The sequence below is a fragment of the Nocardioides sp. genome (assembly GCF_036503465.1).
In the GTDB taxonomy this organism is placed as follows: domain Bacteria; phylum Actinomycetota; class Actinomycetes; order Propionibacteriales; family Nocardioidaceae; genus Nocardioides.
This window is the reverse complement of the sequence record NZ_DASXWU010000074.1, coordinates 24,981-51,685: the sequence shown is the minus strand read 5'-3', so window position 1 is coordinate 51,685 and position 26,705 is coordinate 24,981. Positions and strand designations below refer to the sequence as shown.

Below are 26,705 nucleotides of genomic sequence, written 5' to 3'. Positions count from 1 at the left end.
AACCCGCCACCAGGAGGCACCAGATGAACCGCCAGTTCGAGACTCCCGAGCCGATCGAGCTCTACGTCGAGATCGGCAAGGGCAAGGTCGAGATCCGCGCCACCGGCACTACGACCACGACCCTCGACATCGAGGGCCGCGACGCCGACGAGGTCACGGTGACCTTCGAGGGCAACCGGCTCTCGGTGATCGGGCCCAAGGACGGCGGCAGCTGGTTCAGCGGCCGCGACCGCGAGCTCGACGTCACCGTCGAGCTGCCCACGTCCAGCAACGTCGCGGTCAAGACCGGCAGCGCCGACATCGAGATCGAGGGCCAGGTGAACGAGGCCCGCCTGAAGACCGGCTCCGGCGACGTCACCTGCGACACGTTCACCGGCCCCGGCCGGTGCGAGACCGGGTCGGGCGACGTCGAGGTCTCCGAGGCCCTCGCCGAGCTGCAGGTCAAGAGCGGCTCCGGCGACATCTCGGTGGGCGCCTGCCTCGGCAACCTCAACGTCTCGACCGGCTCCGGCGACGTCGAGGTCGGCACCACCAACGCGAAGACGGTCGTCAAGACCGGATCCGGCGACCTGCGGGTCGTGACTGCAAACGCCGACCTCTCCATGTCGACCGGCAGCGGCGACCTGAGCGTCGGCACCGCACGCCGCGGCCGGGTCAGCCTCAAGGGCGCCAGCAGCGACGTCGAGATCGGCATCCCGGCCGGCACCCCGGTCTGGGCCGACATCAACACCGTGACCGGCACCATCCGCTCCCACATCGAGAGCGTCGGCGCCCCGCAGGAGGGTCAGGAGCACGTCGAGCTCCAGGCCCGCACCGTCAGCGGCGACATCACCCTGACCGAAGTCTGACCACCACCACATACCACCGAAGAGGAGAACCGCCATGAACGAGACCGTGATCGAGGCCCAGGCCCGCTACCTGATCGAGGACCGCATCCACCCGACCCACCGAGCCCGGCCCACCGGCGTACGCCGCCGCCACCGGCGGATCCGCCGCCTCAGCTGGCTGTGAGCGAGGCCTCCGAGCCGGACCTGAGCGACAAACTGGCCCACAAACGGCGCTGGACGAGCCTGTCCAGCGCCGTTTGTGGGCCAGTTTCCGGTTGGCGCAGGGCAGCCGCGCCGCAGCGCTCAGACGTCGGTGACGCGCAGCCCGGCGTGAGCCTTGTAGCGGCGGTTGATCGCGATCAGGTTGGCCGTCAGCGCCTCGACCTGGTGGGCGTTGCGGAGCCGGCCGGCGTACACCCCGCGGACGCCGGGGATCGCCTCGGCGAGCGCCCGGACCAGGTCGGTCGCGTCGCGGTGCTCGCCCTCACCGAGCACCATCACGTCGGTGTCGACCGAGTCGATCTCGGGGTCGCTCAGGATCACCGCGCTGACGTGGTGGAACGCAGCGACGACGACCGAGTCGGGAAGGAGCGCCGCCGCCTCCTGCGCTGCCGAGCCGTCGGGCACCGGCAGCGCATAGCCGCCCTGCTTGTCGAAGCCGAGCGGGTTCACGCAGTCGACGACGACCTTGCCGGCGAGCACGCCCACCAGCGACCGAAGCAGGTCGGCGTGGCCGTCGTACGGCACGGCGACGACCACGACGTCCCCGGCGGCAGCGGCGTCGGCGTTGTCGAGCCCGCGCACGTCGCCTCCGGTCGCGCCGGCCAGCTCGGCGGCGACCCCGGCGGCCCGGTCGGCGTCGCGACTGCCGATGACGGTCGAGATGCCGGCCGCGGCCCACCGGCGTACCAGCCCACGACCCTGCGGACCCGTGCCGCCGAGGACAGCGACCGTCAAGCCCTCGAGCTCGGGGTTCAGCTCGGTCATCAGATGGGCGTCCGGTGGAAGTTCTGGAACGAGCGAGAGGGGGTCGGGCCGCGCTGGCCCTGGTAGCGCGAGCCGTACTTCTCCGAGCCGTACGGGTGCTCCGACGGCGACGAGAGCCGGAAGAAGCAGAACTGGCCGATCTTCATGCCCGGGTAGAGCTTGATCGGCAGGGTCGCGACGTTCGCCAGCTCGAGCGTGACGTGACCGGAGAAGCCCGGGTCGACGAATCCGGCCGTGGCGTGCGTGAGCAGGCCGAGGCGCCCCAGCGACGACTTGCCTTCGACGCGGGCCGCGACGTCGTCGGGCAGGGTGCAGACCTCGTACGTCGACCCCAGCACGAACTCGCCCGGGTGCAGGATGAACGGCTCCTCCCCCTCCGGCTCGACCATCCGGGTCAGGTCGGACTGGTCGGCCGCCGGGTCGATGTGCGGATAGCGGTGGTTCTCGAACACCCGGAAGAAGCGGTCGAGCCGCACGTCGATCGACGACGGCTGCAGCATCTCGGGCTCCCACGGCTCCATCACGATCCGGCCGGCGTCGATCTCGGCGAGGATGTCGCGGTCGCTGAGCAGCACACGCGCACGCTACCGGCCGTCCTCGCCGGTTGAGGAGGTCGCCCTGCGACCGTCTCGAAACCAGCCCTCTGGCAGCATGCCAGCGTGACCGCGCCCGTCTTCCACCGGTACGTCGCGCTCGGGGACTCGTTCACCGAAGGCGTCGGCGACGCGGACCCGTCGCGACCCAACGGCGTACGCGGCTGGGCCGACAGGGTGGCCGAGGTGCTCGCCACGCTCAGCGGCGACTTCGGCTACGCCAACCTGGCCGTCCGCGGCAGGATGATGCGACGCGTTCTCGACGAGCAGGTCGAGCCGGCGCTCGCCCTGTCACCCGACCTGGTCACGATCTACGCCGGCGGCAACGACCTGATCCGCCCGCGCGTCGACATCGACGCCCTCGGCGAGGCGTACGACGAGGCGGTCGGCAAGCTCGCCGCCACCGGCGCGACCGTGGGAGTGTTCACGGCGTTCGACCCCGGAAGCGGTGGCCCGTTCGCCCGGCTCCGCGGACGCTTCGCGGTCTACAACGAACGTGTCCGTGAGATCGCCGACCGGCACGGCGCCGTCGTGCTCGACTCGTGGCGGATGCGGCCCGAGCAGCCTGCGCTGATGTGGTCGGAGGACCGGCTCCATCTGGGTCCGCTCGGCCACCGCGCGGTCGCGATCGAGGTGCTCGACACCCTCGGCGTACCCCACGACCTGGACCTCTCCGACCCGACCGGGTCCCTGGGCGACACTCCCTTCCGGGCCGGCAAGCGGGCGGACCTGGACTGGGTCGTCAAGCACGCGGCGCCCTGGATCAGGCGCCGACTCACCGGGCGGTCCTCCGGCGACAGCGTCACCGCCAAGCGGCCCACCCTGACACCGATCTGACGCCGATCTGACCAGGGGCGGGTGCTCGGGTACGATCCTCCACGCCGGTCCGCCGGCACGCGGATGTAGCTCAGTTGGTAGAGCGCGACCTTCCCAAGGTCGATGTCGCGAGTTCGAGCCTCGTCATCCGCTCCACTGCCCCCCGGGACCCCGGGTCCCGCCCGAGCGCGACCCAGTGCCCATCGCCGATGTCGCGAGTTCGAGCCTCGTCATCCACTCCACTGCCCCCCGGGACCCCAGGTCCCGCCCGAGCGCGACACAGTGCCCATCGTCGATGTCGCGAGTTCGAGCCTCGTCATCCGCTCCACTGCCCCCCGGACGTCTGTGTCCCGGGCCGCCATTCGGAGAGTCCCGCCCGCTCCGGACGGTCACGACGTACTTCCGAACCGGTGACGAGCAGGTCACGACCGGCCTCAGCGGACGCCCTCTAGGCGCCCGGTGCTCGTACCCTCGAGATATGCCTGCCGAGTTCACCGGATTCCCCAGCCAGGCCCTCGACTTCTACGACGACCTCGAGGTCGACAACTCCCGCAGCTTCTGGGAGAAGCACAAAGGCACCTACGAGTACTCCGTCAAAAGGCCGATGGTGGCCCTCTGCGCGGCGCTCGCCGAGGAGTTCGGCGAAGCCAAGGTGTTCCGCCCCTACCGCGACGTCCGCTTCGCCAAGGACAAGACGCCGTACAAGACGGCGCAGGGCGCCTTCGTCGAGGTGGGGCCGGCCACCGGCTGGTACGTCGAGGTCTCGGCCCGAGGGATTCGCACCGGCGCCGGCTTCTACGACGCGACCGGGGAGCGGATCGCGCACATCCGCACCGCGATCGACGACGACCGCCGCGGCAACGAGCTGGCGCAGATGATCAAGAAGCTCGAGGCCAACGGCTGGGTGATCGGCGGGCACGTGTTGAAGACCGCCCCGCGCGGCTACGACCTCAGCCACCCCCGCATCAACCTGCTCCGCCACAAGTCCCTGACGATCGGTCACGACTACGGGTTCGAGCCGATCATCCACACCCCCGAGCTGCTGGAGGCGGTGCGCGACGACTGGCGCACCCTGCGCCCGTTCGTGGAGTGGGTGACCGACGTCGAGAGCTGACGCCCACCCTCAGTGCGGTTGCCAGGCGTCCTCGTCCTCGGTCAGCTTCGCGACGCCCGGCGGCAGCTCGCCGGCGGCGAGGTCGGCCACGCTGACCTCCTCGAAGACGTCACGCAGCGAGTGCCTTGCGGCGATCCAGACCCGCTGGAGCGCGTCCGCACGCTCGTTGTAGGAGACCGCCTCCGGGCGGAGGCCGTAGACCGAGACCAGCGGACCGTCGACGGCCCGGATCACGTCGGCCACCGTGACACCGTCGGCGGCCTTGGCCAGCCGCCAGCCACCCGACTGACCCCGCTGTGCGTGCACGATCCCGGCCCTCCGCAGGTCGGCCAGGATGGCCTGCAGGAAGTTGTGCGGGATCTCCTGCAGCTTGCCGAGCTCCTCGGCGCTGACCGGCCGCACCGACGGGCCGTCAGCGCGCGCGGCCATCTCGATCAGGGCCCGCAGCGCGTAGTCAGCCTTCGCGGAGACTCGCATGCGTGCAGTCTCCCAGAACGGCCGGACGGGCCCGGCAGGGCTCGTGGCCTCGCTCACACGTGCGGCGTGGTCAGACCCGGCGTACGCCGGAACCGGTTGCCCTGCCCACGGTCGCGAGGCAGAATCAAGTTACTGATGAGTAGCCGTACTCAGGACCGGGCTTCCCAGCCCGGGACGACCCGCACCGATCCGGACAGGTAGGCACATGGGGCACTACAGGAGCAACCTCCGCGACATCGAGTTCAACCTCTTCGAGGTGCTCGGCCGGGACGAGGTCCTCGGCACCGGACCGTTCGCCGAGGTGGACGGCGAGACGGCGCGCGAGATCCTGGCGGAGGTCGACCGGATCGCTCGCGAGGACCTCGCGGCGTCCTTCGAGGAGTCCGACCGGACGCCCCCGGTGTTCGACCCCGACACCCACACCGCGCCCCTGCCCGAGTCCTTCAAGAAGAGCTACCGCACCTGGATGGACGCCGAGTACTGGCGGATCGCCACCCAGGCCGACCTCGGCGGGACGCCCGCGCCGTCGACCATGGAGTGGGCCATCGGCGAGATGGTGCTCGGCGCCAACCCCGCCATCTGGATGTACGGCGCGGGGCCGATGTTCGCCGGCGTCCTCAACCGCAACGGCAACGGGCGCGACAAGAAGATCGCCCGCCTGATCGTCGACCGCGGCTGGATCACGAGCATGGTGCTCACCGAGCCCGACGCCGGCTCCGACGTCGGCGCCGGGCGCACCAAGGCCACGCCGAACGACGACGGCACCTGGAACATCGAGGGCGTCAAGCGCTTCATCACCTCCGCCGAGAGCGACCTCAGCGACAACGTGATCCACCTCGTGCTCGCCCGTCCGCACGGCGTCGAGGGCGCCGGCGGTCCCGGCACCAAGGGGCTGAGCCTGTTCGTCGTCCCGAAGTTCCACTTCGACGTCGAGACGGGCGAGCTGACCGGTGAGCGCAACGGCGTCTACGTCACCGGCGTCGAGCACAAGATGGGGATCAAGGTCTCCAACACCTGCGAGCTCACCTTCGGTGACCCGGGCGTGGGCGGCGGCGAGCCGGCCCGCGGCTGGCTGCTCGGCGAGGTGCACGACGGCATCGCGCAGATGTTCCAGGTCATCGAGAACGCCCGGATGATGGTCGGCACCAAGGCCATCGCCACTCTTTCGACCGGCTACCTGAACGCCTTGGAGTTCGCCAAGGAGCGGGTGCAGGGCGCCGACCTGACCCAGGCCGCCGACAAGACCGCACCGCGGGTGACGATCACCCACCACCCCGACGTACGCCGCTCGCTGATGACGCAGAAGTCGTTCGCCGAGGCGATGCGGTCGCTGGTCCTCTACACCGCCTCCTGGCAGGACCGGGTGATGGTGGCCGAGCACAACGGCGAGACGGATGACCTCGCGGTGGCCGTCAACGACCTGCTGCTGCCGATCGTCAAGGGCTACGGGTCGGAGCGCTCGTGGGTGCTGCTCGGCACCGAGTCGCTGCAGACGTTCGGCGGGTCCGGCTTCCTGCAGGACTACCCGATCGAGCAGTACGTCCGCGACGCCAAGATCGACACCCTGTACGAGGGCACGACCGCGATCCAGGGCCAGGACCTGTTCTTCCGCAAGATCGTCAAGGATCAGGGCCGCGCGCTCGGCCACCTGGCGGACGAGATCCGGGCCTTCGTCGACGGCGAGGGGGGCAACGGCCGGCTCAAGGTCGAGCGCGGTCTGCTCGCCACCGCGCTCGAGGACGCCCAGGCGATCGTCGGCCACATGATCGAGGACCTGATGAGCGCCGACCCCTCGGCCGAGGGCGGCGACGTACGCAACATCTACAAGGTCGGCCTGAACACCAGTCGCCTGCTGATGGTGCTCGGTGACGTCGTCTGCGCCTGGCTGCTGCTGCGCGGCGCCCAGGTGGCGCTGGACAAGCTGGCCGGCGAGGTCTCGGCCGGGGACCGCGCGTTCTACGACGGCAAGGTCGCGGCGGCGCAGTTCTTCGCCCAGACCACGCTGCCCCGGCTCTCCGCTGAGCGCAGCATCGTCGAGCACACCGACCTCTCCCTGATGGACCTCGACGAGAGCAGCTTCTGACGGCCGTTCGCGGGCGGAGCGTCAGGCGGACGCGACGCGCTCGGCGTCGGGCGCGGGGAGTCGCGCGGCGTGGGCGAACCGCTCCGCCGCGCGGGCGAACGCCTCCCGTACGGCGTCCGGCTCCTCGACCGTCATCGCGAACGGGTGGTCGCTGATCCGGAGCACGAAGTAGTCGGGGTTGCTGGTCGACGACCGCACCCGCGTCGTCGCGGCGTCGACCGCCTCGCAGACGCCCAGGAACCGCGGGATCCACGGCTCGACGTCGGCGAGCGGTGCCTCCATCAGCAGCGAGACCGACCACTCCGGACGCGCCAGGGCCAGTGACCGCTCGACCGCCTCGGCGACGTCGAACCCCGCCGGCATCCGGAAGGTCCGGCCCAGCAGGTCGACCCGGTCGATGCGGTCGACCCGGAAGGTACGACGTGCCTGCCGGAGGTGGCACCACCCGTGGACGTACAGCGAGCCGAAGACGACCGCCAGGCCGTACGGGTTGAGCTCGCGCACCGTCGAGGTGCCGTCGGTGCTGCGGTGTCGCACCCGGCAGCGACGGCGCTCGACCACGCCGGCCGCCAACGCCGCGACCGACCCGGGGTCGGCGCCCGGTCGCCGGGTGTCCGCGGTCGGCGGCACGACGGCGTCCAGCACCGCGTGGACCCGGTCGGAGACGCCGCGGGGCAGCACGTGCCGCAGCTTGGTCAGGGCCGTCGTCGCGGGCGCGTCGTCACCGGGAGCGCCGTCGGACAGCGCGAGGGCCAGGGTGATGGCGACGGCCTCGTCGGTGCTCAGCATCAGCGGCGGCATCCGGTACCCGGGGCGCAGCCGGTGGCCGCCGTACCGACCACGGCCGGCCTCGACCGGGATGCCCAGCTCCTGGAGCGTGGTGACGTACCGGCGGACGGTGCGCTCGCTGACGCCCAACTCGTCGGCGAGGCGCGGCGCGGTCAGGCCCGGGTGCTCCTGCACCCGCTCGAGCAGGGCCAGCACACGGCCCGCGGGACTGCCGGTCACGTCTCACCTCATCCGGTCATGAACTGTCCGGTTTCGGCCCTAGCGTAGACGCCATGACTGACGACACGAACCGCACCTCGGCCCTGCTGGTGATCGACGTCCAGAACGCCAACACCGCCGACGGCTATCGGCGCGACGAGGTGATCGGGAACATCCGCGGGCTGATCGACCGGGCCAAGCACGTCGGCGCGCCGGTGATCTGGGTGCAACACCACGCGGGCGGCTCGCCGCTGGAACGCGGCACCGAGGGCTGGCAGATCGTCGAGGAGGTCCGACCGGGCGACGGTGAGACCGTGGTCGAGAAGGAGTACCTCGACTCGTTCGTCGAGACCGGGCTACGCGCGGAGCTGGACCGGCTCGGCGTCGGCCACCTGGTCATCTGCGGCGCCGCGACCGACGCGTGCATCCGCTCGACCGCCCAGCGCTCGCAGATCGAGGGGTACGACGTCACCCTGGTCGCGGACGGGCACACGACGGATGTGGGCCCGTGGCCGCTGCCGCTCCCCGACGGCACGAAGGTCCCGATCGGTGCCGAGCAGATGATCGCGTACACGAACTTCTTCGTGGAGGACACGGCGTACCCCGGCGTCACGACGAAGGTCGTCAACGCCGACGAGGTGGAGTTCTCCGTGTAGCCCTCGGGTGCTTGAGGCTCCGCCGGCCGGGGTACGAACCCTCCGACGGAAGGAGAACCCATGGGTATCGGCATCTCGGTGGTCCTGCTCATCATCGGCCTCGTCCTGCTCACCCACGCGGTGGACCTGCCCACGAGTGTCACCGACCACGTCGCCGCCGACACGGTCGGCTGGATCTGCGTCATCGTCGCCATCATCGGTTTCGCGGTGGCTCTGCTGGCGGGACGCAACCGCGAGCCGCGCGCGTGACTCACTAACCTCCAGGGGTGCTCGACGCCCTGGTCGCCGGTCTGCTGACCGGGCTCTCGCTGATCGTCGCGATCGGGGCGCAGAACGCGTTCGTGCTGCGGCAGGGCCTGCTCCGGCAGCACGTCGGGCCGGTGGTCGCGGTGTGTGCGGTCTCCGACCTGGTGCTGATCGGTGCCGGCGTGGTCGGCATCGGCGAGATCGTGCAGCACGCGCCGACCGCGCTGGACGTCGTGCGTTGGCTGGGCGTCGCCTTCCTCACGGCGTACGGCGTCCGGTCCCTCTGGCGGGCCGGCCACCCGGACGCGCTGACCGCGTCCTCGGAGGCTGAACCGCGCCTGCGCGGGGCGCTGGTGCAGACGGTCGCGCTCACCTGGCTCAACCCGCACGTCTACCTCGACACCGTGCTCCTGATCGGCTCGATCGCCGCGCACCACGGGCCGAGCGGCAAGTGGTGGTTCGGAGCCGGCGCGGGCCTGGGCAGCATCGTGTGGTTCACCGGCCTCGGGTACGGCGCCCGCCTGGCCGCCCCGCTGCTGTCGCGGCCGGGGGCCTGGCGCGTGCTCGACGTCCTGATCGGGCTGACGATGCTGACGATCGCCTACCAGCTGGCGCGGGGCTGATGGTTCCGCCGATGTGGTCGGGTCGACCGGTCCCGGGACGACCATTTCGTCGGGGACTATCCGACGGGGCGCTTCCCCTGGCGCCGGGGCCGGCCGGCGTAGGACCTGCCCGCGGGGCGCCGGGTCTGGCCGCGGTGGGGGCTGCGGGGACCCGAGCGGTGCGGTCGCGAGGTGTCGTGGGTGCGGATCGGGCCGGGGTGGCCGGTCTCGGCCAGGGCCTCGGCGGTCATCGGGCGGGGAGCGGTGCGCAGGTCGTGGTGGAGCACCTCGACGCCGGCGGACTGCTGGAGCCGCACCACCTGGGCGACGGCCCGCGGAGTCGTCAGCGTGACCACGCAGCCCTCGCGGCCGGCGCGCGCCGTACGCCCGCTGCGGTGCAGGTAGGACTTGGCGTCCCCGGCGGCGTCGAAGTGCACGACCAGGCCGACGTCGTCGACGTGGATGCCGCGCGCCGCGACGTCGGTCGCGACGACCACCTGCGCCTGTCCGGTGGAGAAACGCTCGAGGTTCCGCTCCCGGACGCGTTGCGACAGGCTGCCCTGCAGATCGACGGCGGGTACGCCGGAGTCGGTGAGCGCCTCCGCGACCTGGGTCGCGCTCTCGCGGGTGCGGGTGAAGACGATGGTGCGTCCGTTGGCCTCGACGAGCCCGGTCAGCGCTCCGATCTTGTCGCGGAACCCGCCGACGGTCAGCGTGTGGTGGGTCATCGTGGTGACCGCGCCGGCGTTCGGGTCCAGCTCGTGGACCCGCGGCTCGCGGAGGTGTGTGCGGACCAGCAGGTCGACGTCGCCGTCGAGGGTGGCGCTGAGCAGCAGGCGCTGGCTGCCGGCCGGGGTGAGGCCGACCAGCTTGTCGACGGCCGGGTAGAAGCCGAGATCGCACAGATGGTCCGCCTCGTCGAGCACCGTGACCTCGACGTCGTCGAAGAAGACGTAGCCGTTCTCGAAGAGGTCCTCGAGCCGGCCGGGCGTCGCCACGACGAGATCGGCGCGCTGCCGGATCTGGCGTGTCTGCTTCTCGTACGGCGTGCCGCCGTAGACCGTGGTCAGCTTCAGACCGAGGGCGTGGGCCAGGGGCTGGAGCGAGCGGGCGACCTGGTTGGCCAGCTCGCGGGTCGGCACGACCACCAGCGCCCGCGGGTGGCACGGACGTGAGCGACGGCCGGCCAGCCTGGACAGGATCGGCAGCCCGAAGGCCAGGGTCTTGCCGGAGCCGGTGCGGGCGCGGCCCAGCACGTCGTACCCCGCAAGGGCGTCGGGGACGACCGCGGCCTGGACCGGGGTCGGCTCGGTGATCCCCTGCTCGGACAGGGTTGTGACGAGCTCGGCGGGGAGCTCGGTGAAGACGGACATGTGGTTCCTTCGGTGCGGGTGGACGCGCATGTGCGACCACGGTGACGACGGGCTCGGCGCCCGATCACTGGCCTCGCACGACTCCGTTGCTACGGGTCGCGCACCACACCGGGCATCAAGAATGCGGCCCGCCTCGGCGAGCCGCTGACACGTCAGATCCTACCCGCGTCGGTGACTCCGACCCGAATCCTCGGCGGGGTGAGCCACGCCACCGCGCCCGATTGTCCTCGAGGTTCTGGCTGCCATCGGCCCACGGGAGACAGCCAATTCGTCGGCGACTATCCCGCAGCCTTCGACCGGTCCTCGACCGACATCCCGACCAGGCCGCGGAAGTGGGCGAGGAACTTCTCCTGCTCGTGGGCCGGATAGGTCGTGCGCACCGTCTCGACGAGAAGCCGGTCGAAGTCGGCGCCGCCGACCCACTGGGTGACTGCTGCGTCGAGGTGGCCGAGGTGCTCGGCGCACCAGGCGTGGTAGCGCTCGGTCTCGAAGTGCTCGTCGGCGAGCGCGAGGTAGGCGTCGAGCTTCTCGTCGTAGGAACGGTCGGAGTCGGCGATCTCGAAGTACTTGCTCATCTCGAGGTCGACGTTGGCGCGGCGGCCGGTGACCAGGCAGTACGTCGACCACTTCACCAGCGCCGTGATCGCCCACGGGAAGTAGTAGTGGAGGCTGGTGACGGCCACGTCGGGGCAGGCGTTGGCGTAGTCGATCGGGTAGACCTCGTCGCCCTTGACCAGCATCTCCGCGGAGTTGAACTCCCAGTGGAAGAAGGCGTTGACGATCCGGCTGATGGCGACCGCCTGCTTGCCGGCGGACTCGCTGAGGAAGCCGTGGCTGACGGCGTACCGCTGGTGCATCGGCTGCTCGGGGCGGAAGTCCATCACCATCGTCTCCGGCCCGATCGACAGCGCCCGGGCGAAGTGGTCGTAGTCGACGGTGGCCTGGAGGTGCATCAGCATCTCGCCGGAGTCGTCGTACGCCGTGTGCAGGTCGCGCTGGTCGTTCACCCGGCTGACGCCGCGCCACCCGCCGCCGTCGAACGGCTTCATGTACAGCGGGTAGCCGACCTCGGTGGCGATCAGGTCGAGGTCGAACGGCTTGTTGTGCTTCTCGCTGGTGTAGGTCCAGCGGTGGTTGTCGACCGGGTTCTTGTAGGGCACCAGGATCGTGGTCGGCACCTTGAGACCGAGACGGATCATCGCGCAGTACGCCGAGTGCTTCTCCATCGACTGGAATGTGAAGGGGCTGTTCAGCAGGTAGGTGCCGTTGACCAGGGCTGCCTTCTTCAGCCATTCGCGCGGGTGGAAGTACCAGTGGGCGAGGCGGTCGATGACGAGGCCGGTGCGGACCGGGTCGCCGAGGTCGAACGGCTCGATGGTCAGCCGCTCGCTGGCGAGCCGGTGCTCGGTCCCGTCGACGTTCAGGGGCCCGACGAAGCGCAGGATCTGCTCGAACGCCTCCGGCCAGTCCTCCTCGGCGCCGAGCAGCAGTCCGATCAGGTGGTCCTTCGTGTCGGCCATGGGGTCAACCTAGCCAGGGGTCCTTCCGCTTGTAACGCTCCGTTATCCGCACATCTGCGCCCGCGTGCAGGGGGTCGACATCGGATAACAGGGCGTTACAAGCAGGGCCGGGCATCACCCGTCGGCGACCTCGAGACGGATCCGCTTGTTGTCCTTGCCCTTGCTCTCGGTGCCGGTGACGCGCACCCGGCCGACCTCGGCGGTCGAGAGCACGTGGGTGCCGCCGTCGGCCTGGCGGTCGAGTCCGACGATGTCGATGATGCGGAGCGGGTCGATGACGGCAGGGATCAGGTGGGCGGCGGTCCGGATCAGGGCCGGGTCGGCGTCGGCGACGTTGCGAGGCAGGAAGTCGACGACGATCTCGTGGGCGCGCTCGATCTCCTCGTTGATACGGCGCTCGACCTGGGCGCCGAGGTCGGCCGACATGGCCGGGAAGGGGAAGTCGAGGCGCCCCTTGAGCGGCTCCATGTTGCCGCCGGTGACGGGGATGCCGTGGTCGGCCCAGATCACGCCGCACAGGATGTGGAGCGCGGTGTGCGTCCGCATCAGCTGGAACCGGCGTGACCACTCGATCTCCCCGCCCACCTCGCTGCCGACATCGGGCAACGCCTCCGATTCCGCGGCCACCGAGTGCCAGATGAGGCCGTCCTGACGTCGTACGCCAGTCACCTCCAGCGTGCCGTCGGACGTTGCGAGGGTGCCGGTGTCGTGCGGCTGTCCGCCGCCGGTCGGGTAGAACGCCGTGCGGTCCAGCCGCAGGCGCGCGCCCTCCCGGTCGACCTCGACAACGCGAGCATCGAACGAGGTGCGGTAGGCGTCGACCGCGAACAGCTCGGTGTCGGCCAGACCGGCCGGGGCGCGGTCGGCGAAGTTTCCCGGGACTCCCATGCCCGCGTGTCTACCAGGCCACCACGAGTCAGCAGAAGCGCGGCAGGTGGTGGGCGATCTGCTTACGCCACCACGGCCAGTCGTGGGAGACGTCGTGCCCCCACACGTCGAGCTCGTGCGGGATCCCCTTGGCGGCCAGCAGCCCCGCCATGTGGTGCGCACTCGGGAGCGACCCGGTCGGATGCGTCTCCCAGGCGCCCTCCCCCACAGTCAGGACGACGTGCAGCCGCGACCGCAGCCAGTCCAGGTGCTCGCCGTGCAGATGTGGGACATAGTCGGTCGGGTTGGTGAAGTACGCCGCGTCGCCCCGCTCGCCCCAACCGTGCCAGGTGGACGGGTCGTAGTTGCCGGACTGGCAGATCGCGACCGGGAACAGGTCCGCGCGCTGCAACGCGATCTGGAGCGCGTGGTAGGCGCCCATCGAGCAACCGGTGACGATCGCATCGCCCGCGCCGGGGCTGTCGGAGCCGACGTACGCCGCGACCTGCTCGGTGATCCAGCCCTGGTACGCCTGGTGCCGGCGCGCCCGCTCCTCGATCGGCAGCGACCGGTCCGACCACGACGCGTGGTCGAAGCTGTCGACGCAGTAGAGCTTCACGCGCCCGCCGTCGATCAGGTCGGCGACGGCCCCGACCATGCCGTTGTTCTCGTAGTCCCAGGCCCTGCCGGACTCGCTCGGGAACACGATCACCGGCCGGCCGTAGTGGCCGTGTCGGATCACTGTCCCGGCCCCGCCGAGACCGGGCGCGTCGAGCTCGACCTGGTGCCGCTCCATCAGGTCCACACCCGCAGCAGCAGGTCGGTCAGGTGCGGGTCGAGGGTGTCGCGCCAGCAGGTCCAGGTGTGACCTTGGCGCACCTCGCCCCATGCGGTCTCGATGCCGACGGCCCCCAGGTGGTCGCGCATCGCGAGGTTGTTCGCGTGGTTCTCCTCGGCGGTGCCGCAGGTCATGGTGATCGGCGGCGCGCCCGGTGCCGCCTGGGTCGCGGCACCCAGGCTGGTCACGAAGCCGGTCACCTCGCGCCAGTACTCGAAGCCCGACTCCTGCGGGTCGAGGTCGCGGGTGAAGAACGACCCGCTCTGCAGGAGCAGCCCCGCAAACGCGGCCGGCGCCGTCCACACGGCGTGCAGTGCAGCCAGGGCCCCGAGGCTCTGCCCCATCAGCACCGGTTTCCCACGCGTCGCGACCGCCTCGGTCAGGGCCGGCACGAGACGACTGGTGAGCGCGCGGGAGTACCTCGGGTTGGCGGCGTACCGCTTGTTGCGTCGCGGCCCCGGGCTCACCAGCGCGACCCGCATCGGCGGCAGCATGTCCGCGGCGATCATGGCTCCGGCGTACGCCGTGAGGTCGCCGTAGGCGTCCATCTCCGGGCCGTCGTGGCTGATCAGCATCGGCAGGGGATCGGAAGCGGCGTGCCCCGTCGGTGACCAGATCTCGGCGTCGAGCCGCCCGGCCCCGGTGCGCGAGAGGGTGAGCGACGTGCGCTCGCCGCCGACCGGCTGGATGTCCAGCCATGTCGGCTCGCGGTAGCCCGGCAGCGGGATCCAGGAGTGGTCGCCGAACGGTCCGGGTACGACTCGCGGGTTGGACGGGTCCGGACGCATCACTTCTTCGACGTCGATGAGGTACTCGAGCCGGTCGACCGGCAGGTCGGTCAGCCGGATCTCCCACCCACCCTCGACCTCGTGCATGGTCGTGTCGCCGAGGCGCAGGTGCGCCCAGACCGAGACGCGGGTGGCGGCATGATCCGGGTCGGCGTACCTGACGACGACGTCGTCGCCGTCCACCTCCGTCACCAGCACCGGATGAACCTAGTCGATTCGCGCACTTCGACCGTTTGAACGGGAGATCGTCTTCTTCGTACCACCTCTCGGGTCCATTGATGGCCGCGACCGTGCCCTTGCGTGAAGAAGTCGACGCGACGGTATTGAGACGCCGTACGCCGGTCCCGGCCCGGAGCGCGCGAATGGGCCGGCCGGCCCGACGCCCCGACCTGGCTACGCCGCATCTTCACCGACCCGATCAGGGGGGTCGCCACCTCCGCCGACCCCGAGTGGCGTGCGTTCAGCGCAGCCGAGAAGCGTGAGATCGACGTGCGCGACCGCACGTGTCGCCGGCCCGGCTGCGAAGCCCCGATCGGCCATCACGACCATGTCGTCCGCTACACCGACGGCGGCCCACGGGGGTTGCCAACGGCCAGGGACTGTGCCCCGGCCACAACCTCGCCAAGGAGATCCCGGGCTGGCGGTCACGCGTGACCGACCCTCGGCCGGGTCGACACGTCATCGAGGTGACACACCGACCGGTCCCTGCTGTCGGAGCGGTCCGCCGAGCGCACTCGGACCCTGATCTACCCCGCACCTCGCGCAGGCCGTGCGCGTGCAGCGCGAGAGAGGTCACGCACCCTCCGAGGCCAGCTGTTTGTCCCGGGCGGCGAGGTAGGCGCCGAGCCGGACGCCGAAGCTCCGCTGGTCCATCAGCCACGCCAGGAACACGAGCTCGTCGGCGAGCGGGACGGACCCGTCCGTCCGGAGCAGCCGCATCGCCCGCAGGTGCGCCGTGACCGGACTGACCTCCTTGCCGTCCCGGGCGGGGCGCTCGACGAGGTTGCGGGCGATCGAGATCGCGTAGCCACTGGTCCAGCTGAGCAGGTGCGGACGGAAGGGGACCTCCTCCTCCACCAGCCAGCGCATCAGGTGTCCGTGCACGACGGCGTCGTAGTCGGGCACGGCCGCCGACGGGGTCAGGTCCAGGCGGCCGATCCGGGCGAAGGCGTCGCGACGGATCGCCCAGGACCGGGAGTCCTCCGCCCGGACTGCGAGGTCGTCGAGCATGGTGCGGAGCTGGTCGGCGCTCATCGCCGTGGTCGGCATCGCCGACATCATTTCCTGGAACCGCAGCGCCCCGGCACCCGGCACCTCGCAGGTCATCACGGCTACCGCTCCCGCCGGTCGGCGCTCGTGGGCGAGCCGGATCGCTCGCCGTGCGGCAACCTCCTCGAGGTGCTCCGGCGCCACCTCGGCGTACGTCGCGAAGTGCAGCCAGCGGAAGCAGCCCTCCTCCTGCTCGGCCGTCATCCCCACCTCGCCGAGGTGCTTGAGGGCCCGCTCGCCCGCCAGCATGCCGAGTGCATGGGCGTCGACGGATCGTTCCCAGCCCACCATGTCGCGGAACTCCGGCAGGGCGAGCACCGAGACGTATCCGACGGCCGCGCGCCCGAACGGCGTGGCGGCCTCGTCCTCCCCCAGCCCGAGGTGGGCGAACAGGTCCTCGCCGAGGTATCCGATGTACTGGTGGACGGGCTCGTCGGGGAGCTGCTCCCGACGGGTGCCCTCCGAGTCGCCCCTGCGAGGCACCTGCGGGAGGTCGGCCCAGGGCCGACCCAGGAACTCCGGCGGCTCATCGGCCGGCACGTCCTCGAGCCCGTTGTACGACGTCCAGCCGACGCGTGCGATCCGGAGGATCGCGCGATGTGTCAGCGGCCGCTCCAGCCGTGACGCGAGCTGCGTGACCGCGGCCTCGAAGCCCGCCGGCGTACCACCTATGCCGGCCAGGCGCTCCAGCTCGGCGTCGAGCTCCTCGGGGCTCGCGAAGGATTCGGGCACGTCGTCACCTCCGAGACGTCGAGACGCATTCGACCATGCCCGCGTCCTCGCTGTGGTCGTTTCGGGACCCTCCTCATCCACCGGCGAGCGAGGTCAGCCGATCAGGCGGGTGAAGTCGGCGCGGCTCTTCAGGAACGCCGCGACGTCGAGCGCGAACCGCTGTTTGTTGCACAGCCAGGAGACCAGGACGAGCTCCTCCGCCAAGGGGATAGTGGGAAGACCCTCGCGGCGCATGGCCGCCAGGGCGAGGTGGTGCGCCTGCAGCGGCGACCGCACGTCCCGCGAGGGATGCGGCGCGAGGAAGGCCAGCTCGAACCTCACATAGCTCTCCGCCCATCTCATCCGGTCCACCGTGACCGGCACCGCTTGGTCGACCAGCCAGCGCAGCAACAGCCCGGACACGTACCACGAGTCAGCGGGTGAAGCCGTGCTCAGGTCGAGGTCGCCGCCGACAGCGAAGCCACGGCGGCAGTCCTCCCACCGGGTCGAGCCCTCCTCGTCGCCGGCCGCGAACTGCTCCAGCAGCTCCCCGAGCTGCTCGGGCGAATAGGGGCCGGAGACGATGCCCTCGAGGACCCCGTCGAGCCAACCGGCGGGCGGCGGGGGCGAGCACAGTGATGCGGCCACCTCGCCGGCGGGGAGTTCCCGGGCCTCGAGCCGAACCCGACGCCGGGATCCCAGCTGATTCAGCTGCTCGGCCGACGGTTCTGTGTGGGTCGAAGAGTGCAGCCAACCGAACAGCGCGGCCTCCGTCCGGGCATCCACCTCGACTCCGCCCAGCGTCTCGAAGGCACGCTCCACCACGAGCATGCAGAGCGTGTGAGCGTCGAGGCTCGAACCGCGACCCGCTACGTCGTCGAAGTCGTCCCGCGCAGGCAGGGCCACATAGGCAGGCACGGCCAGCCCCAGATCGCCCGGATCGTCCTGGTCGTATCCGGCGTCGACCAGCCACCCCCAGAGCTCGTCGGCCAGGGCCGACTCACGGCCCGGAGCCGTCGACGGTACGACGGCATCGTCCGGGACGCCGGCCCGGGCGATCTTGAGCACGGTCCGCCAGCGCACCGGGGGCAGGTCGTCGGCCAAGGCCATGACCGCAGCTTCGTATCCCGATGCAGAACCTGCCTGGGCTCCGATGTCCACCAGACGGGCTGCGAACTGCTCGGGGGACGACACCGGACCCGCGGCTGCCACTGCCGTCTCCCTCCGAGAAAGGTTGTGGACCGAAGTACTGCAGCACACCGGGCGTCAGGTCAAGGAGAGCCGGGCAGATGGCCCGACCAGGTCTCGACCACCACCCGGAGCATGGGGACGCGTGGCAGGCGGCGTGGCGGGCGTGGCGCCGCGATCGCTGGGGGCACTCGACCCGTGCTGAGGCGGCGCGGCAGGATGGCGGCATGGCCGACCCACGCGCTGGCACCGCCGCCCAACCCTCGGACCTGGTGGACGTCGCGCACCTGGTGACGGCGTACTACACCCTCGAGCCCGATCCCGGCTCTGACACGTGGGTCGACCAGCAGGTCGCGTTCGGCACCAGCGGGCACCGCGGCAGCAGCCTCGACACCGCCTTCAACGAGGTGCACATCGCCGCGACCACGCAGGCGATCTGCGACTACCGGAAGGAGCAGGGGTACGACGGCCCGCTGTTCCTCGGTCGCGACACGCACGGCCTCTCCGAGCCGGCGTGGGCGACCGCGATCGAGGTACTGGTCGCCAACGACGTCGCGGTGATGGTCGACGACCGCGACGGGTACACGCCGACGCCGTCGGTGTCACACGCGATCATCCGCGCCAACGGTGGGCGTACCTCGGGCAGCGGCCTGGCCGACGGCATCGTCGTGACACCGAGCCACAACCCGCCGTCGGACGGGGGCTTCAAGTACAACCCTCCGCACGGCGGCCCCGCCGACACCGACGCGACGAAGGTGATCGCAGCCCGGGCCAACGAGCTGATCCGGGCCAATCTCGAGGGCGTGCACCGCGTCGCGTTCGCCCGCGCCCGCGCCGCGTGCACGGCGTACGACTTCCTCGGGACGTACGTCGACGACCTGCCGAACGTGGTCGACATCGACGCGATCCGACGAGCGGGCGTGCGGATCGGCGCCGATCCGCTGGGGGGCGCGAGTGTCGCGTACTGGGGCGAGATCGCCGATCGCCACGATCTCGACCTGACCGTGGTCAACCCGCTGGTCGACCCCACGTGGCGGTTCATGACTCTGGACTGGGACGGCAAGATCCGGATGGACTGCTCGTCGCCGAGCGCGATGGCGTCACTGATCGGGCGGAAGGACGAGTACCGGATCGCGACCGGCAACGACGCCGACGCCGACCGGCACGGCATCGTCACGCCCGATGCCGGGCTGATGAACCCCAACCACTACCTGGCGGTCGCGATCGGCTATCTCTTCGGCGGCCATCGGCCGGACTGGCCGGCCGTTGCGCGGATCGGCAAGACGCTGGTGTCGTCGTCGATGATCGACCGGGTCGCCGGCGACGTCGGATCGGAGATGGTCGAGGTGCCGGTCGGGTTCAAGTGGTTCGTGTCCGGGCTGATCGACGGGTCGTTCGGCTTCGGCGGCGAGGAGTCGGCGGGCGCGTCGTTCCTGCGTCGCGACGGATCGGTGTGGACGACCGACAAGGACGGCCTCATCCTCGACCTGCTCGCCTCCGAGATCCTCGCGGTCACCGGGAAGACACCGAGCGAGCTGTACGGCGCGCTGGTCGCGCGCCACGGCGACCCGGCGTACGCCCGCGTGGACGCGCCGGCCGACCGCGAGCAGAAGGCGAAGCTCGCCGCGCTCTCGCCGGACGACGTCACCGCGACCGAGCTGGCCGGCGAGGAGATCGAGCAGAAGCTGACCGAGGCGCCGGGCAACGGCGCCGCCATCGGTGGGCTGAAGGTGATCACCGAGAACGCCTGGTTCGCCGCGCGGCCGAGCGGGACCGAGGACGTCTACAAGATCTACGCCGAGTCGTTCCGCGGCCCCGACCACCTCGCCGAGGTGCAGGAGGCCGCCCGCGAGGTCGTCGCCGCCGCGCTGTCGTGACGGGTGGCCGCCGGGGCGGTTCATCACGCTGGGTGGTCGAGCCCGCACTGGGCCGGCGGAATTCATCGAGCCAGGCGCCGGTCCACCCACTCAGCGTGATGAACCGACCACCCCTGCTGCTCACATCGACAGAGCCGCCAGCACGCCGAGAGCCTGGTCGCCGATCGAGCCGGACAGTGTGGCGTCGCCGGCGACAGGCGTACCGACCACCCGCGCCAGCGAGATCGTCAGGGCTCCGGCGACGACCGTCGTGACCGTCCCGTCATCCTGCACCGGGCCGACGGACGTGATCGCGGGAACCTCGGCCTCGACAGAGCCGGAGCCGTGCACCTCCATCCGCGCCGGTACGTCGACCAGCTCACCGTCACGCTCGATCACCATCTGCGCCTGGGTGCCGCCGGTCAGCACCGCCGCGGTCAGGGTGGAGGCCCAGACCGGGTCGCCGCAACCGTCGTACACCCAGCGCTTCCCGAGCACGCTGTGCTCACAGGTGCCCACGAGGTGGGCGTCCCCGCCGTCGAGCGGAGCCGCGCGATAGGTGAAGGGGACCTGGAGGACCGTGCCGTCGGAAGCCCGCCACAGTATGGTCTCGACGCCGACCTCGCCGTCGGGGTCGTCGAAGCGATACTCCGCGACCTTCTCGATCGCTCCGTCCGGTGCCCAGGGCCGGGACGGAAGCCACGCCTCGGCGAGCTCCTGCTTGGTCGGGTCGAGTGTGGCGCGGAAGTGGACGAGGCCCATGCGCCGAATCTACGGCCCGGCCTGCGCCTCGTCGCTGTCGGCATGGCGGTGGGCGACCTTCCAGGTGCCGTCCTCGCGCCGGTACACCTGGGTCACCCGGAGCACGTAGTCGCGCGGCTCGCCGAGGACGGAGGTCGTGGTGTGCTCGCGGTGCACCGTGTAGGCGAGATCGGCACTGACGCCGTGGGCCAGCAGCTGGATGCGCTCGTCGTGGGCGTCGGCGAACGACTCCTCCAGCTTCCGGAAGACCGCTCGCGCCTCGTCGGCGTTGGTCGCGTTCATCCAGGCGCCGAAGAGGGTGATCGGCTCCCGGTCGGACCAGGTGTCGTCCCTCGCGCCGGGCTTCCCGTTGTGCAGCGCCACCTCGGCGTCGCGCCAGGTGGTCTCGAACCACGCCAGGAACTCCTCGTCCGCGGTCATCCGGCCACCTCCTTCTCCGGGGAGGTTAGGCCGCCGACCCGATCGATCGCGTCGGCCGGATGGATGACAACCCTCGGCCATCAGGACGCACAACGTCCGGAACCTGGCCTAGCGTGGCCGGCATGGCTGATCAGCTGCAGGTCCTGTCGGACGCGGCGTACGACCACCTCCGGCTGCGCGGCGCGACCTTCGCCTGGATCGACCTGGCCGGCGCGGAGGTCCGGCACGCGGGCCTGCGCGACGTCCGGATGCGTGGGGTCGAGCTGCAGGACGTCGAGATCGACGGCGAGCTGCTGAACGTCGTGATCAACGGGGTCGACGTGGCTCCCCTGGTCGAGGCCGAGCTCGAGCGTCGCGACCCGGACTACGCGAAGATGAAGCCGGCGGACGCCGCGGGCTTTCGCGAGGCGTGGGAGATCTTGGAGCGCCGCTGGGCCGACACCGTCGACCGGGCTCGCGACCTGGACCCCGACCTGCTGCACGAGCGGGTCGACGGTGAGTGGTCGTTCGTCGAGACCCTGCGCCATCTCTGCTACGCCACCGACGCCTGGGTCAGCCGGGTCTACCTCGGCGACCCCGATCCCTGGTCGCCCCTCGACCTCCCGTTCGACAGCATGCGCGACTGGCCCTGGCCCTACGAGATGGACGTCCGGCCGTCGCTCGACGAGGTGCTGGCGCTCCGCGCCGACCGCCAGGCGACGGTACGCCGGGTGCTCGCCGAGCTCACGGACGAGCGGCTGGGCGAGAAGACCTCGGCGGTCGAGGGTGACGGGTGGCCGCCGCCGGACAGCTACGACGTTTGCGAGGCGCTGGGGATCGTGGTCAACGAGGAGTGGCACCACCGGCGGTACGCCGAGCGTGACCTGGCCGCTCTCGAGTCCCGCTCCGGGTCGTCCGCCTGAGCGGAAGTCCTGGCTGCCGGTGAGGCGGACGACCCAGGTGGTGTTAGGGCGCCCGCGTCCGAGCCTGGCCGCCGAAGTACATCGCCGCGAGCTCGGGGTCGTCGAGGATCGAGGCGGCGTCGCGCTGGGTGACCACCTTCCCGCTCTCCATCACGATCCCGTGCGTGGCGAGGCGCATCCCGAAGCGCACGTTCTGCTCGACGACGAGGATCGTCTTGCCGCTCTCCTTGAGCACCATCACCGAGTCGTAGAGCGTGCGCAGCGCCTTCGGGTCGAGGCCGAGCGACGGCTCGTCCAGGAGCAGCAGGGTCGGGTCGAGCATCAGCGACCGGGCGAACTCGACCATCCGCCGCTGACCGCCGGACAGGTTGCCGGCGTGCTGGTGGCTGCGGTCGGCGATGATCGGGAACAGCTCGGCGACCCGGTCGTAGCGCTCCTTCACCACCGCGCGCTGCCGCCGGATGATGTAGGCGCCGAGCAGGACGTTCTCGCGCACGGTCATGTGCGGGAAGAGGGCGTCGGCCTGCGGCACCTGGGCGATGCCGCGGCCCAGGATGTCCGCCGCCGACCGGTGGTCGATGCGCTCGCCGTTCAGGTGGATCTCGCCGAGCCGGGGCCTGAGCAGCCCGCTGATCGTCTTCAGCACGGTGGACTTGCCGGCGCCGTTCGGCCCCACGATGCAGGCGACCGATCCGTGCGGTACGCCGATCTCGACGCCCTGCAGGACGTCGCCACCGCCGTACCCCGCGACGACGCCGGTCAGTCGGAGCAGGTCGCTGCTCATGTCTGGCTCGCCTTCTGGGGTACGTCGTTCGGCTGGCCGGCCTCCGCCGCCTCGAGCACGAAGTCGTCACCGAGGTAGGCGTCGACGACCGCCGGGTCCTTCTGGATCTCGGCGGGCGTGCCGCTGGCCATGGTGCGTCCGCGGCCGAGCACGTGCACCGGATCGCAGAGCCCCAGGACGAAGGGCATGTTGTGCTCGACGATCAGGAACGTCTTCCCGTAGGAGTTCAGCTCCCGGATCATCTCCGACATGCGGTCGATCAGGACGGGGTTGATGCCACCGGCCGGCTCGTCGAGCAGGATCAGCTGGGGGTCCAGCATCAGCACCTGGGCCAGCTCGACCAGCTTCTGCTGCCCGAAGGAGAGAGCCCGTGCCTGCTGGTCGCGGAAAGCCCGCATGCCGACGTACTCCAGGAGCTCCTCGGCGGCCTTGGCCTCCGAGCCGCTGACCGCGATCCGGCCGAGCTGACCCCACGAGAACGAGCGCTGCGCGGCGACGACGTTCTCCAGCACGGTCATCTCACGGAAGAGGCGGGTGATCTGGTAGGTGCGTCCGAGACCTCGGTGGGCACGCGCCCAGGACGACAGCCCGTCGATCCGCTCTCCGGCCAGCCGGATCTGGCCGCCGTCGGCGTGGATGGTGTTGTCGATCAGGTTGAACAGCGTCGTCTTGCCGGAGCCGTTCGGCCCGATCAGACCGGTGATCGAGCCCTCGGGCACGACCAGCGACGCACCGTCGACCGCCTTGAGCCCGCCGAACGCCTTCCGGAGGTCGGTGACCTCCAGCAGCGGTGGCGGATCGGACGCCGCTTCACGGTCGACGAGCGAGAGCCTTTCGGTGAGCGACGCGAGACTGCCGCCGGTGCCGATGCGGGCACCGACGAGACCCGCCCGGCCCCGCGTGCGGAGCCAGTTCAGCAGCGACTCGATCGCCGGCAGCACACCCTGCGGGAGGAACAGCACGATCAGCACCAGCAACCCGCCGAACAGCAGCAGGCGCGTGTTGCCGCCGCCGAGGTTGTTGTTGGCGTACTCGTTCAGCGGCTCGACGATGAAGGCGCCGAGCACCGGTCCCCAGAGCGTCGCCTTCCCGCCGACGAGCAGCGCGAGCATGGTCTCGACGCTGAGCAGGATGTTGAACATGCCGCGGGGGTCGATGAACGTCAGGTAGTAGCCGTAGACACCGCCCCCGACGCCGACCAGGACGGCGCTCGCGACGAAGCCGATCATCTTCTCGACAGGCAGGTTGATACCGATCGTGGCGGCCTTGGTCTCGTCCTCGCGGATCGCGACCAGGCCGGTGCCGAGCTTGGTACGCCGGATCCACCAGGCGAGCAGCAGCTGCAGGACCAGGATGCCGACCAGCGAGTAGTAGAAGGGCCAGTTGGCGATGTCCGGGTCCCAGGTCGGGATCGGGAGGCTCAGCCCTTCGGTGCCTCCGCTGAGCGACCGCCAGTTGATCGCGATCACCTGCACCAGGAACAGGAACGCGACGGTGATGATCACGAACGACGGGCCGCGGGCGCGCAGGGCGACGAAGCCCAGGATCAGCGCGACTCCTCCGGCCACCACGCCTGCCAACGGCATCCACAGCCAGACGTTGGTGTCGGGATGGTGGGTGGACAGGACGCCGACGGTGTAGCCGCCGAGTCCGATGAACGCGCCCTGTCCGAGCGAGACGTAGCCGGCCAGGCCGGTGATGATGCTCAACCCGCTGGCCGCGATCGCGAAGACCAGCGAGAGGATGATCATGTTCTGGTAGTAGAGGTTGTCGCTGAGGATCGGGTAGAGCACCAGCAGGACACCGGCGACGAGCGCGATCAGGCGGCCGACCCAGATCAGGTCGAACTTCGGGGGATCGGAGGGTGCGGACTCCGCCGTGGTTGCGCTCATGCCGTGACCGCGTCATCACGGAGACGGGTGCCGAGCAGGCCCTGCGGGCGGATCAGCAGGACGAAGAACACGATCGCGTAGGGCACCGCGGTCGCCCACGCCGGCGAGACGTAGACCGCGGTGACGGTCTCGGCGATGCCGAAGACCAGGGCCGAGAGCACGGCGCCCTCGAGGCTGCCGAGTCCGCCGAGCACCACGATCGCCAGCAGGCGTGCGATCCACAGGTAGTGCGAGCCGGGCAGGAACGGGTAGAGCACCCCGGTGATCGCACCGCCGGCCCCGGCCGCAGCCAGCCCCAGTCCGAAGACCAGGGCGGCCACCGAGGTCACCTTGATCCCGACCAGCTCGGCGGAGGCGGGGTTGGCGGCCGCGGCCCGGATCGCGCGACCGAGCCAGGTCTTGGTGAGGATCAGCCAGAGGGCGACCAGGACGACGACCGCCAGCAGCCCGCCGTACACCTGGGCCTTGGGGAGGAACACGCCCCCGAGATGGAACGACTGGTCGACGTACGACGGTCGGATCGAGGTCGAGTCGTTGCCCCAGATCTCGCCCATGACCCCCTCCGTCACCAGGGCCAGACCGAACGTCAGCAGCACCGTCGACGACATCGGTGCGTGCCGGATCGGCCGGACCAGCAGGCGGTAGATCAGCCAGCCGAGCCCGAAGACCACCGGCGTCGTGACCAGCACCCCCACCAGGGGATCCAGCCCGAGCTGGTCCCACAAGGTGTAGGTGATGAACGCGCCGAGGATCAGGAAGGCACCGTGCGCGATGTTGATCACCCGCATCACCCCGAAGATCAGGGTGAGGCCGCTGGCGACCAGGGCGTAGATGCCTCCGACCAGCAGGCTGAGGACGAGGGTCTGGACGAGCTCGGTCACGATCCCGGGTGCCAGCCGACCTCGGGCTTGGCGGTGGCGACCTCCGGCGGGAGCACCACCTGGGCGACGCCCTTCTGCCACTGGCCGATCAGGAACTGGCTCTGCGGCGCGCCGGTGTCGTCCCAGGAGAGCTTGCCGAGGATGGTGTCGACCGGGTGGTCGCGCAGCCAGTCCGCGAGCTTGAGCTGGTCGTCGATGCTGCCCACCGCCTCCACCGCCGCCTGCATGACCTGAGCAGCAGCGTAGGCGTCGGCCGCGTCCTCGGGCGGGATCGCGGTGCCGAACATCTTCTTGTACTCGGCGACGAACTCCTTGTTGCCCGGGGTGGCGGCGTCGGGCGAGTAGCTCACGGCGTACATGACGCCCTCGGTGTTCTGCTCACCGATCGCCTTGACGTACTGGTCCGCGAACGACGGCGTGCTGGTCTCGTAGAACATCTTGGGAGTCCAGCCGGCCTTCAGCATTGCCCGGGTCAGGCTGACGCCGTCCTCGAACGTCGCGCCGTGCACGACCAGGTCGGGGTTGGCCGCCTTCATCGCCGCGACGATGCTGTCGAAGTTCTTGGTGTCGATCGCGTACGTCGTCTTGTAGACGGTCTTGATGCCGGCTGCCTCGAGCACCTGCCGGATGCCGTCGACGTTCGGCGCCGCGAACGGGTCGTCGAGGGTCGGGTACGCCGCGGTCTTGGGCCGCTGGTCCGGCGGCAGGTTCTTCACCCAGTCGGCGAAGACCAGGCCCTGCTTGTCGGCGGTCGCCTGCTGGGCGAAGAAGAGGTACTTGTACCCACGGTTGAACATGTCGGGCGACCCGCCGGCGGGCTCGACGTACAGCATCCGGTTCTTCTCGGCGACAGACGAGGCCGGGAGGTTCAGCAGCGAGGAGAACGTGCCGAGCAGCATGTCGACCTTGTCCTGGCTGATCAGTGCGTTGTAGTCGGAGACGATGGTGTTCTGGTTGGACGCGTCGTCCTTGATCACCAGCTTGATCTTCTTGCCGAGCAGCCCGCCGTTGTCGTTGGTCAGGGCCTGCCAGACCTGGTACCCCTGCTTGGCCGCCGAGCCCGGCTCCGAGAAGTCACCTGTCAGGGGGAGGGACGCGCCGATCGAGAGCTCGTCGCCGCCGGAGCCACCGGAACCGCTGTCGCTGTTGCCGCATGCGGCCAGCCCCAGGGACATCACTCCGACGAGGGCCACGGCCTTCCAGCCGTGGCGGATCGAGACGTGGGACATGCTTCCTCCTCGATGAGGCCGCAATCGATTGCGGCGT

At 70.5% G+C, this 26,705-nt stretch carries 27 protein-coding genes and 1 tRNA gene; 11 read left to right on the top strand and 17 right to left on the bottom strand.

Annotated elements, in window-relative coordinates:
* Positions 1-23: 23 nt before the first annotated feature.
* Positions 24-848: a DUF4097 family beta strand repeat-containing protein gene (locus VGK78_RS13745; protein WP_331528224.1), complete on the top strand. Its 825-nt coding sequence runs from the start codon at positions 24-26 to the stop codon at positions 846-848.
* 34 nt (positions 849-882) lie between these two features.
* Positions 883-1,011, top strand: coding sequence for a hypothetical protein (locus tag VGK78_RS13740; RefSeq protein WP_331528223.1), 129 nt, complete (start codon positions 883-885; stop codon positions 1,009-1,011).
* Between the two features lie 119 nt (positions 1,012-1,130).
* Here VGK78_RS13740 and npdG read toward each other — a convergent pair whose 3' ends face one another.
* Positions 1,131-1,814: an NADPH-dependent F420 reductase gene (gene npdG, locus VGK78_RS13735; protein ID WP_331528222.1), complete on the bottom strand. Its 684-nt coding sequence runs from the start codon at positions 1,812-1,814 to the stop codon at positions 1,131-1,133.
* Complete coding sequence (gene dcd, locus VGK78_RS13730; RefSeq protein ID WP_331528221.1) at positions 1,814-2,389, bottom strand: dCTP deaminase; 576 nt, start codon at positions 2,387-2,389, stop codon at positions 1,814-1,816. Before dcd ends, npdG begins: the two co-directional genes overlap by 1 nt.
* A gap of 84 nt (positions 2,390-2,473) precedes the next feature.
* On the opposite strand from dcd, the gene VGK78_RS13725 reads away from it, so the two are divergent.
* The 3 genes from VGK78_RS13725 to VGK78_RS13715 all read left to right on the top strand — a co-directional run bounded on the left by VGK78_RS13725 (position 2,474) and on the right by VGK78_RS13715 (position 4,337).
* A complete protein-coding gene (locus tag VGK78_RS13725) occupies positions 2,474-3,244 on the top strand; it encodes an SGNH/GDSL hydrolase family protein (protein WP_331528220.1) in 771 nt (256 codons plus the stop codon).
* Positions 3,245-3,303: 59 nt separating this feature from the next.
* A tRNA-Gly gene (locus tag VGK78_RS13720) sits at positions 3,304-3,379 on the top strand.
* A gap of 322 nt (positions 3,380-3,701) precedes the next feature.
* Positions 3,702-4,337 carry a DUF2461 domain-containing protein gene (locus VGK78_RS13715; RefSeq protein ID WP_331528219.1) on the top strand — a complete coding sequence of 212 codons (636 nt, stop codon included), beginning with the start codon at positions 3,702-3,704 and terminating at the stop codon, positions 4,335-4,337.
* A gap of 9 nt (positions 4,338-4,346) precedes the next feature.
* Here the strand turns inward: VGK78_RS13715 and VGK78_RS13710 are convergent, their stop codons facing one another.
* The gene (locus VGK78_RS13710; protein WP_331528218.1) at positions 4,347-4,814 is read right to left on the bottom strand and encodes an RrF2 family transcriptional regulator; all 468 of its coding nucleotides are present in this window, start codon (positions 4,812-4,814) and stop codon (positions 4,347-4,349) included.
* A gap of 205 nt (positions 4,815-5,019) precedes the next feature.
* Between VGK78_RS13710 and VGK78_RS13705 the strand changes: the two genes are divergently transcribed.
* The gene (locus VGK78_RS13705) at positions 5,020-6,897 is read left to right on the top strand and encodes an acyl-CoA dehydrogenase (RefSeq protein ID WP_331528217.1); all 1,878 of its coding nucleotides are present in this window, start codon (positions 5,020-5,022) and stop codon (positions 6,895-6,897) included.
* 21 nt (positions 6,898-6,918) lie between these two features.
* On the opposite strand, the gene VGK78_RS13700 is transcribed toward VGK78_RS13705, so the two are convergent.
* Positions 6,919-7,905, bottom strand: a complete 987-nt coding sequence (locus VGK78_RS13700; protein ID WP_331528216.1) for a helix-turn-helix transcriptional regulator — start codon at positions 7,903-7,905, stop codon at positions 6,919-6,921.
* Positions 7,906-7,958: 53 nt separating this feature from the next.
* Between VGK78_RS13700 and VGK78_RS13695 the strand changes: the two genes are divergently transcribed.
* The 3 genes from VGK78_RS13695 to VGK78_RS13685 are packed head-to-tail and all read left to right on the top strand — an operon-like array spanning position 7,959 to position 9,409.
* A complete protein-coding gene (locus VGK78_RS13695) occupies positions 7,959-8,540 on the top strand; it encodes a cysteine hydrolase family protein (protein WP_331528215.1) in 582 nt (193 codons plus the stop codon).
* Positions 8,541-8,600: 60 nt separating this feature from the next.
* Positions 8,601-8,789, top strand: coding sequence for a hypothetical protein (locus VGK78_RS13690; RefSeq protein ID WP_331528214.1), 189 nt, complete (start codon positions 8,601-8,603; stop codon positions 8,787-8,789).
* 17 nt (positions 8,790-8,806) lie between these two features.
* Entirely contained in the window at positions 8,807-9,409 is a 603-nt protein-coding gene (locus VGK78_RS13685) for a LysE/ArgO family amino acid transporter (RefSeq protein WP_331528213.1), read from the top strand.
* Positions 9,410-9,465: 56 nt separating this feature from the next.
* Here VGK78_RS13685 and VGK78_RS13680 read toward each other — a convergent pair whose 3' ends face one another.
* The 7 genes from VGK78_RS13680 to VGK78_RS13650 all read right to left on the bottom strand — a co-directional run bounded on the left by VGK78_RS13680 (position 9,466) and on the right by VGK78_RS13650 (position 17,864).
* On the bottom strand, positions 9,466-10,761 hold the full coding sequence (locus VGK78_RS13680; RefSeq protein WP_331528212.1) for a DEAD/DEAH box helicase: 1,296 nt from the start codon (positions 10,759-10,761) through the stop codon (positions 9,466-9,468).
* A gap of 278 nt (positions 10,762-11,039) precedes the next feature.
* Positions 11,040-12,281: an ATP-grasp domain-containing protein gene (locus VGK78_RS13675; protein ID WP_331528211.1), complete on the bottom strand. Its 1,242-nt coding sequence runs from the start codon at positions 12,279-12,281 to the stop codon at positions 11,040-11,042.
* A 114-nt stretch (positions 12,282-12,395) separates the two neighbouring features.
* The gene (locus VGK78_RS13670) at positions 12,396-13,169 is read right to left on the bottom strand and encodes an alanyl-tRNA editing protein (protein ID WP_331528210.1); all 774 of its coding nucleotides are present in this window, start codon (positions 13,167-13,169) and stop codon (positions 12,396-12,398) included.
* 28 nt (positions 13,170-13,197) lie between these two features.
* Complete coding sequence (locus VGK78_RS13665; RefSeq protein ID WP_331528209.1) at positions 13,198-13,944, bottom strand: esterase family protein; 747 nt, start codon at positions 13,942-13,944, stop codon at positions 13,198-13,200.
* Positions 13,944-14,972, bottom strand: a complete 1,029-nt coding sequence (locus VGK78_RS13660; protein ID WP_331528208.1) for an alpha/beta hydrolase — start codon at positions 14,970-14,972, stop codon at positions 13,944-13,946. The genes VGK78_RS13665 and VGK78_RS13660 overlap by 1 nt, the downstream gene beginning before the upstream one ends.
* A 594-nt stretch (positions 14,973-15,566) precedes the next feature.
* Positions 15,567-16,775 (bottom strand): hypothetical protein, encoded by a 1,209-nt coding sequence (locus VGK78_RS13655; RefSeq protein ID WP_331528207.1) that lies wholly within the window; start codon positions 16,773-16,775, stop codon positions 15,567-15,569.
* A 93-nt stretch (positions 16,776-16,868) separates the two neighbouring features.
* On the bottom strand, positions 16,869-17,864 hold the full coding sequence (locus VGK78_RS13650) for a hypothetical protein (protein WP_331528206.1): 996 nt from the start codon (positions 17,862-17,864) through the stop codon (positions 16,869-16,871).
* Between the two features lie 305 nt (positions 17,865-18,169).
* Here VGK78_RS13650 and pgm point away from each other — a divergent pair, with 305 nt between their 5' ends.
* The gene (gene pgm, locus VGK78_RS13645; RefSeq protein ID WP_331528205.1) at positions 18,170-19,819 is read left to right on the top strand and encodes a phosphoglucomutase (alpha-D-glucose-1,6-bisphosphate-dependent); all 1,650 of its coding nucleotides are present in this window, start codon (positions 18,170-18,172) and stop codon (positions 19,817-19,819) included.
* Between the two features lie 120 nt (positions 19,820-19,939).
* On the opposite strand, the gene VGK78_RS13640 is transcribed toward pgm, so the two are convergent.
* A complete protein-coding gene (locus tag VGK78_RS13640) occupies positions 19,940-20,560 on the bottom strand; it encodes a CG0192-related protein (protein ID WP_331528204.1) in 621 nt (206 codons plus the stop codon).
* 9 nt (positions 20,561-20,569) lie between these two features.
* Positions 20,570-20,980, bottom strand: a complete 411-nt coding sequence (locus VGK78_RS13635; protein ID WP_331528203.1) for a nuclear transport factor 2 family protein — start codon at positions 20,978-20,980, stop codon at positions 20,570-20,572.
* Between the two features lie 122 nt (positions 20,981-21,102).
* Here VGK78_RS13635 and VGK78_RS13630 point away from each other — a divergent pair, with 122 nt between their 5' ends.
* A complete protein-coding gene (locus VGK78_RS13630; protein ID WP_331528202.1) occupies positions 21,103-21,882 on the top strand; it encodes a DinB family protein in 780 nt (259 codons plus the stop codon).
* A gap of 43 nt (positions 21,883-21,925) precedes the next feature.
* On the opposite strand, the gene VGK78_RS13625 is transcribed toward VGK78_RS13630, so the two are convergent.
* The 4 genes from VGK78_RS13625 to VGK78_RS13610 are packed head-to-tail and all read right to left on the bottom strand — an operon-like array spanning position 21,926 to position 26,668.
* A complete protein-coding gene (locus tag VGK78_RS13625; RefSeq protein ID WP_331528201.1) occupies positions 21,926-22,666 on the bottom strand; it encodes an ABC transporter ATP-binding protein in 741 nt (246 codons plus the stop codon).
* Complete coding sequence (locus tag VGK78_RS13620) at positions 22,663-24,558, bottom strand: branched-chain amino acid ABC transporter ATP-binding protein/permease (protein WP_331528200.1); 1,896 nt, start codon at positions 24,556-24,558, stop codon at positions 22,663-22,665. The genes VGK78_RS13625 and VGK78_RS13620 overlap by 4 nt, the downstream gene beginning before the upstream one ends.
* Positions 24,555-25,439, bottom strand: coding sequence for a branched-chain amino acid ABC transporter permease (locus VGK78_RS13615; protein ID WP_331528199.1), 885 nt, complete (start codon positions 25,437-25,439; stop codon positions 24,555-24,557). The genes VGK78_RS13620 and VGK78_RS13615 overlap by 4 nt, the downstream gene beginning before the upstream one ends.
* Entirely contained in the window at positions 25,436-26,668 is a 1,233-nt protein-coding gene (locus VGK78_RS13610; RefSeq protein WP_331528198.1) for an amino acid ABC transporter substrate-binding protein, read from the bottom strand. The genes VGK78_RS13615 and VGK78_RS13610 overlap by 4 nt, the downstream gene beginning before the upstream one ends.
* Between the last annotated feature and the right edge of the window lie 37 nt (positions 26,669-26,705).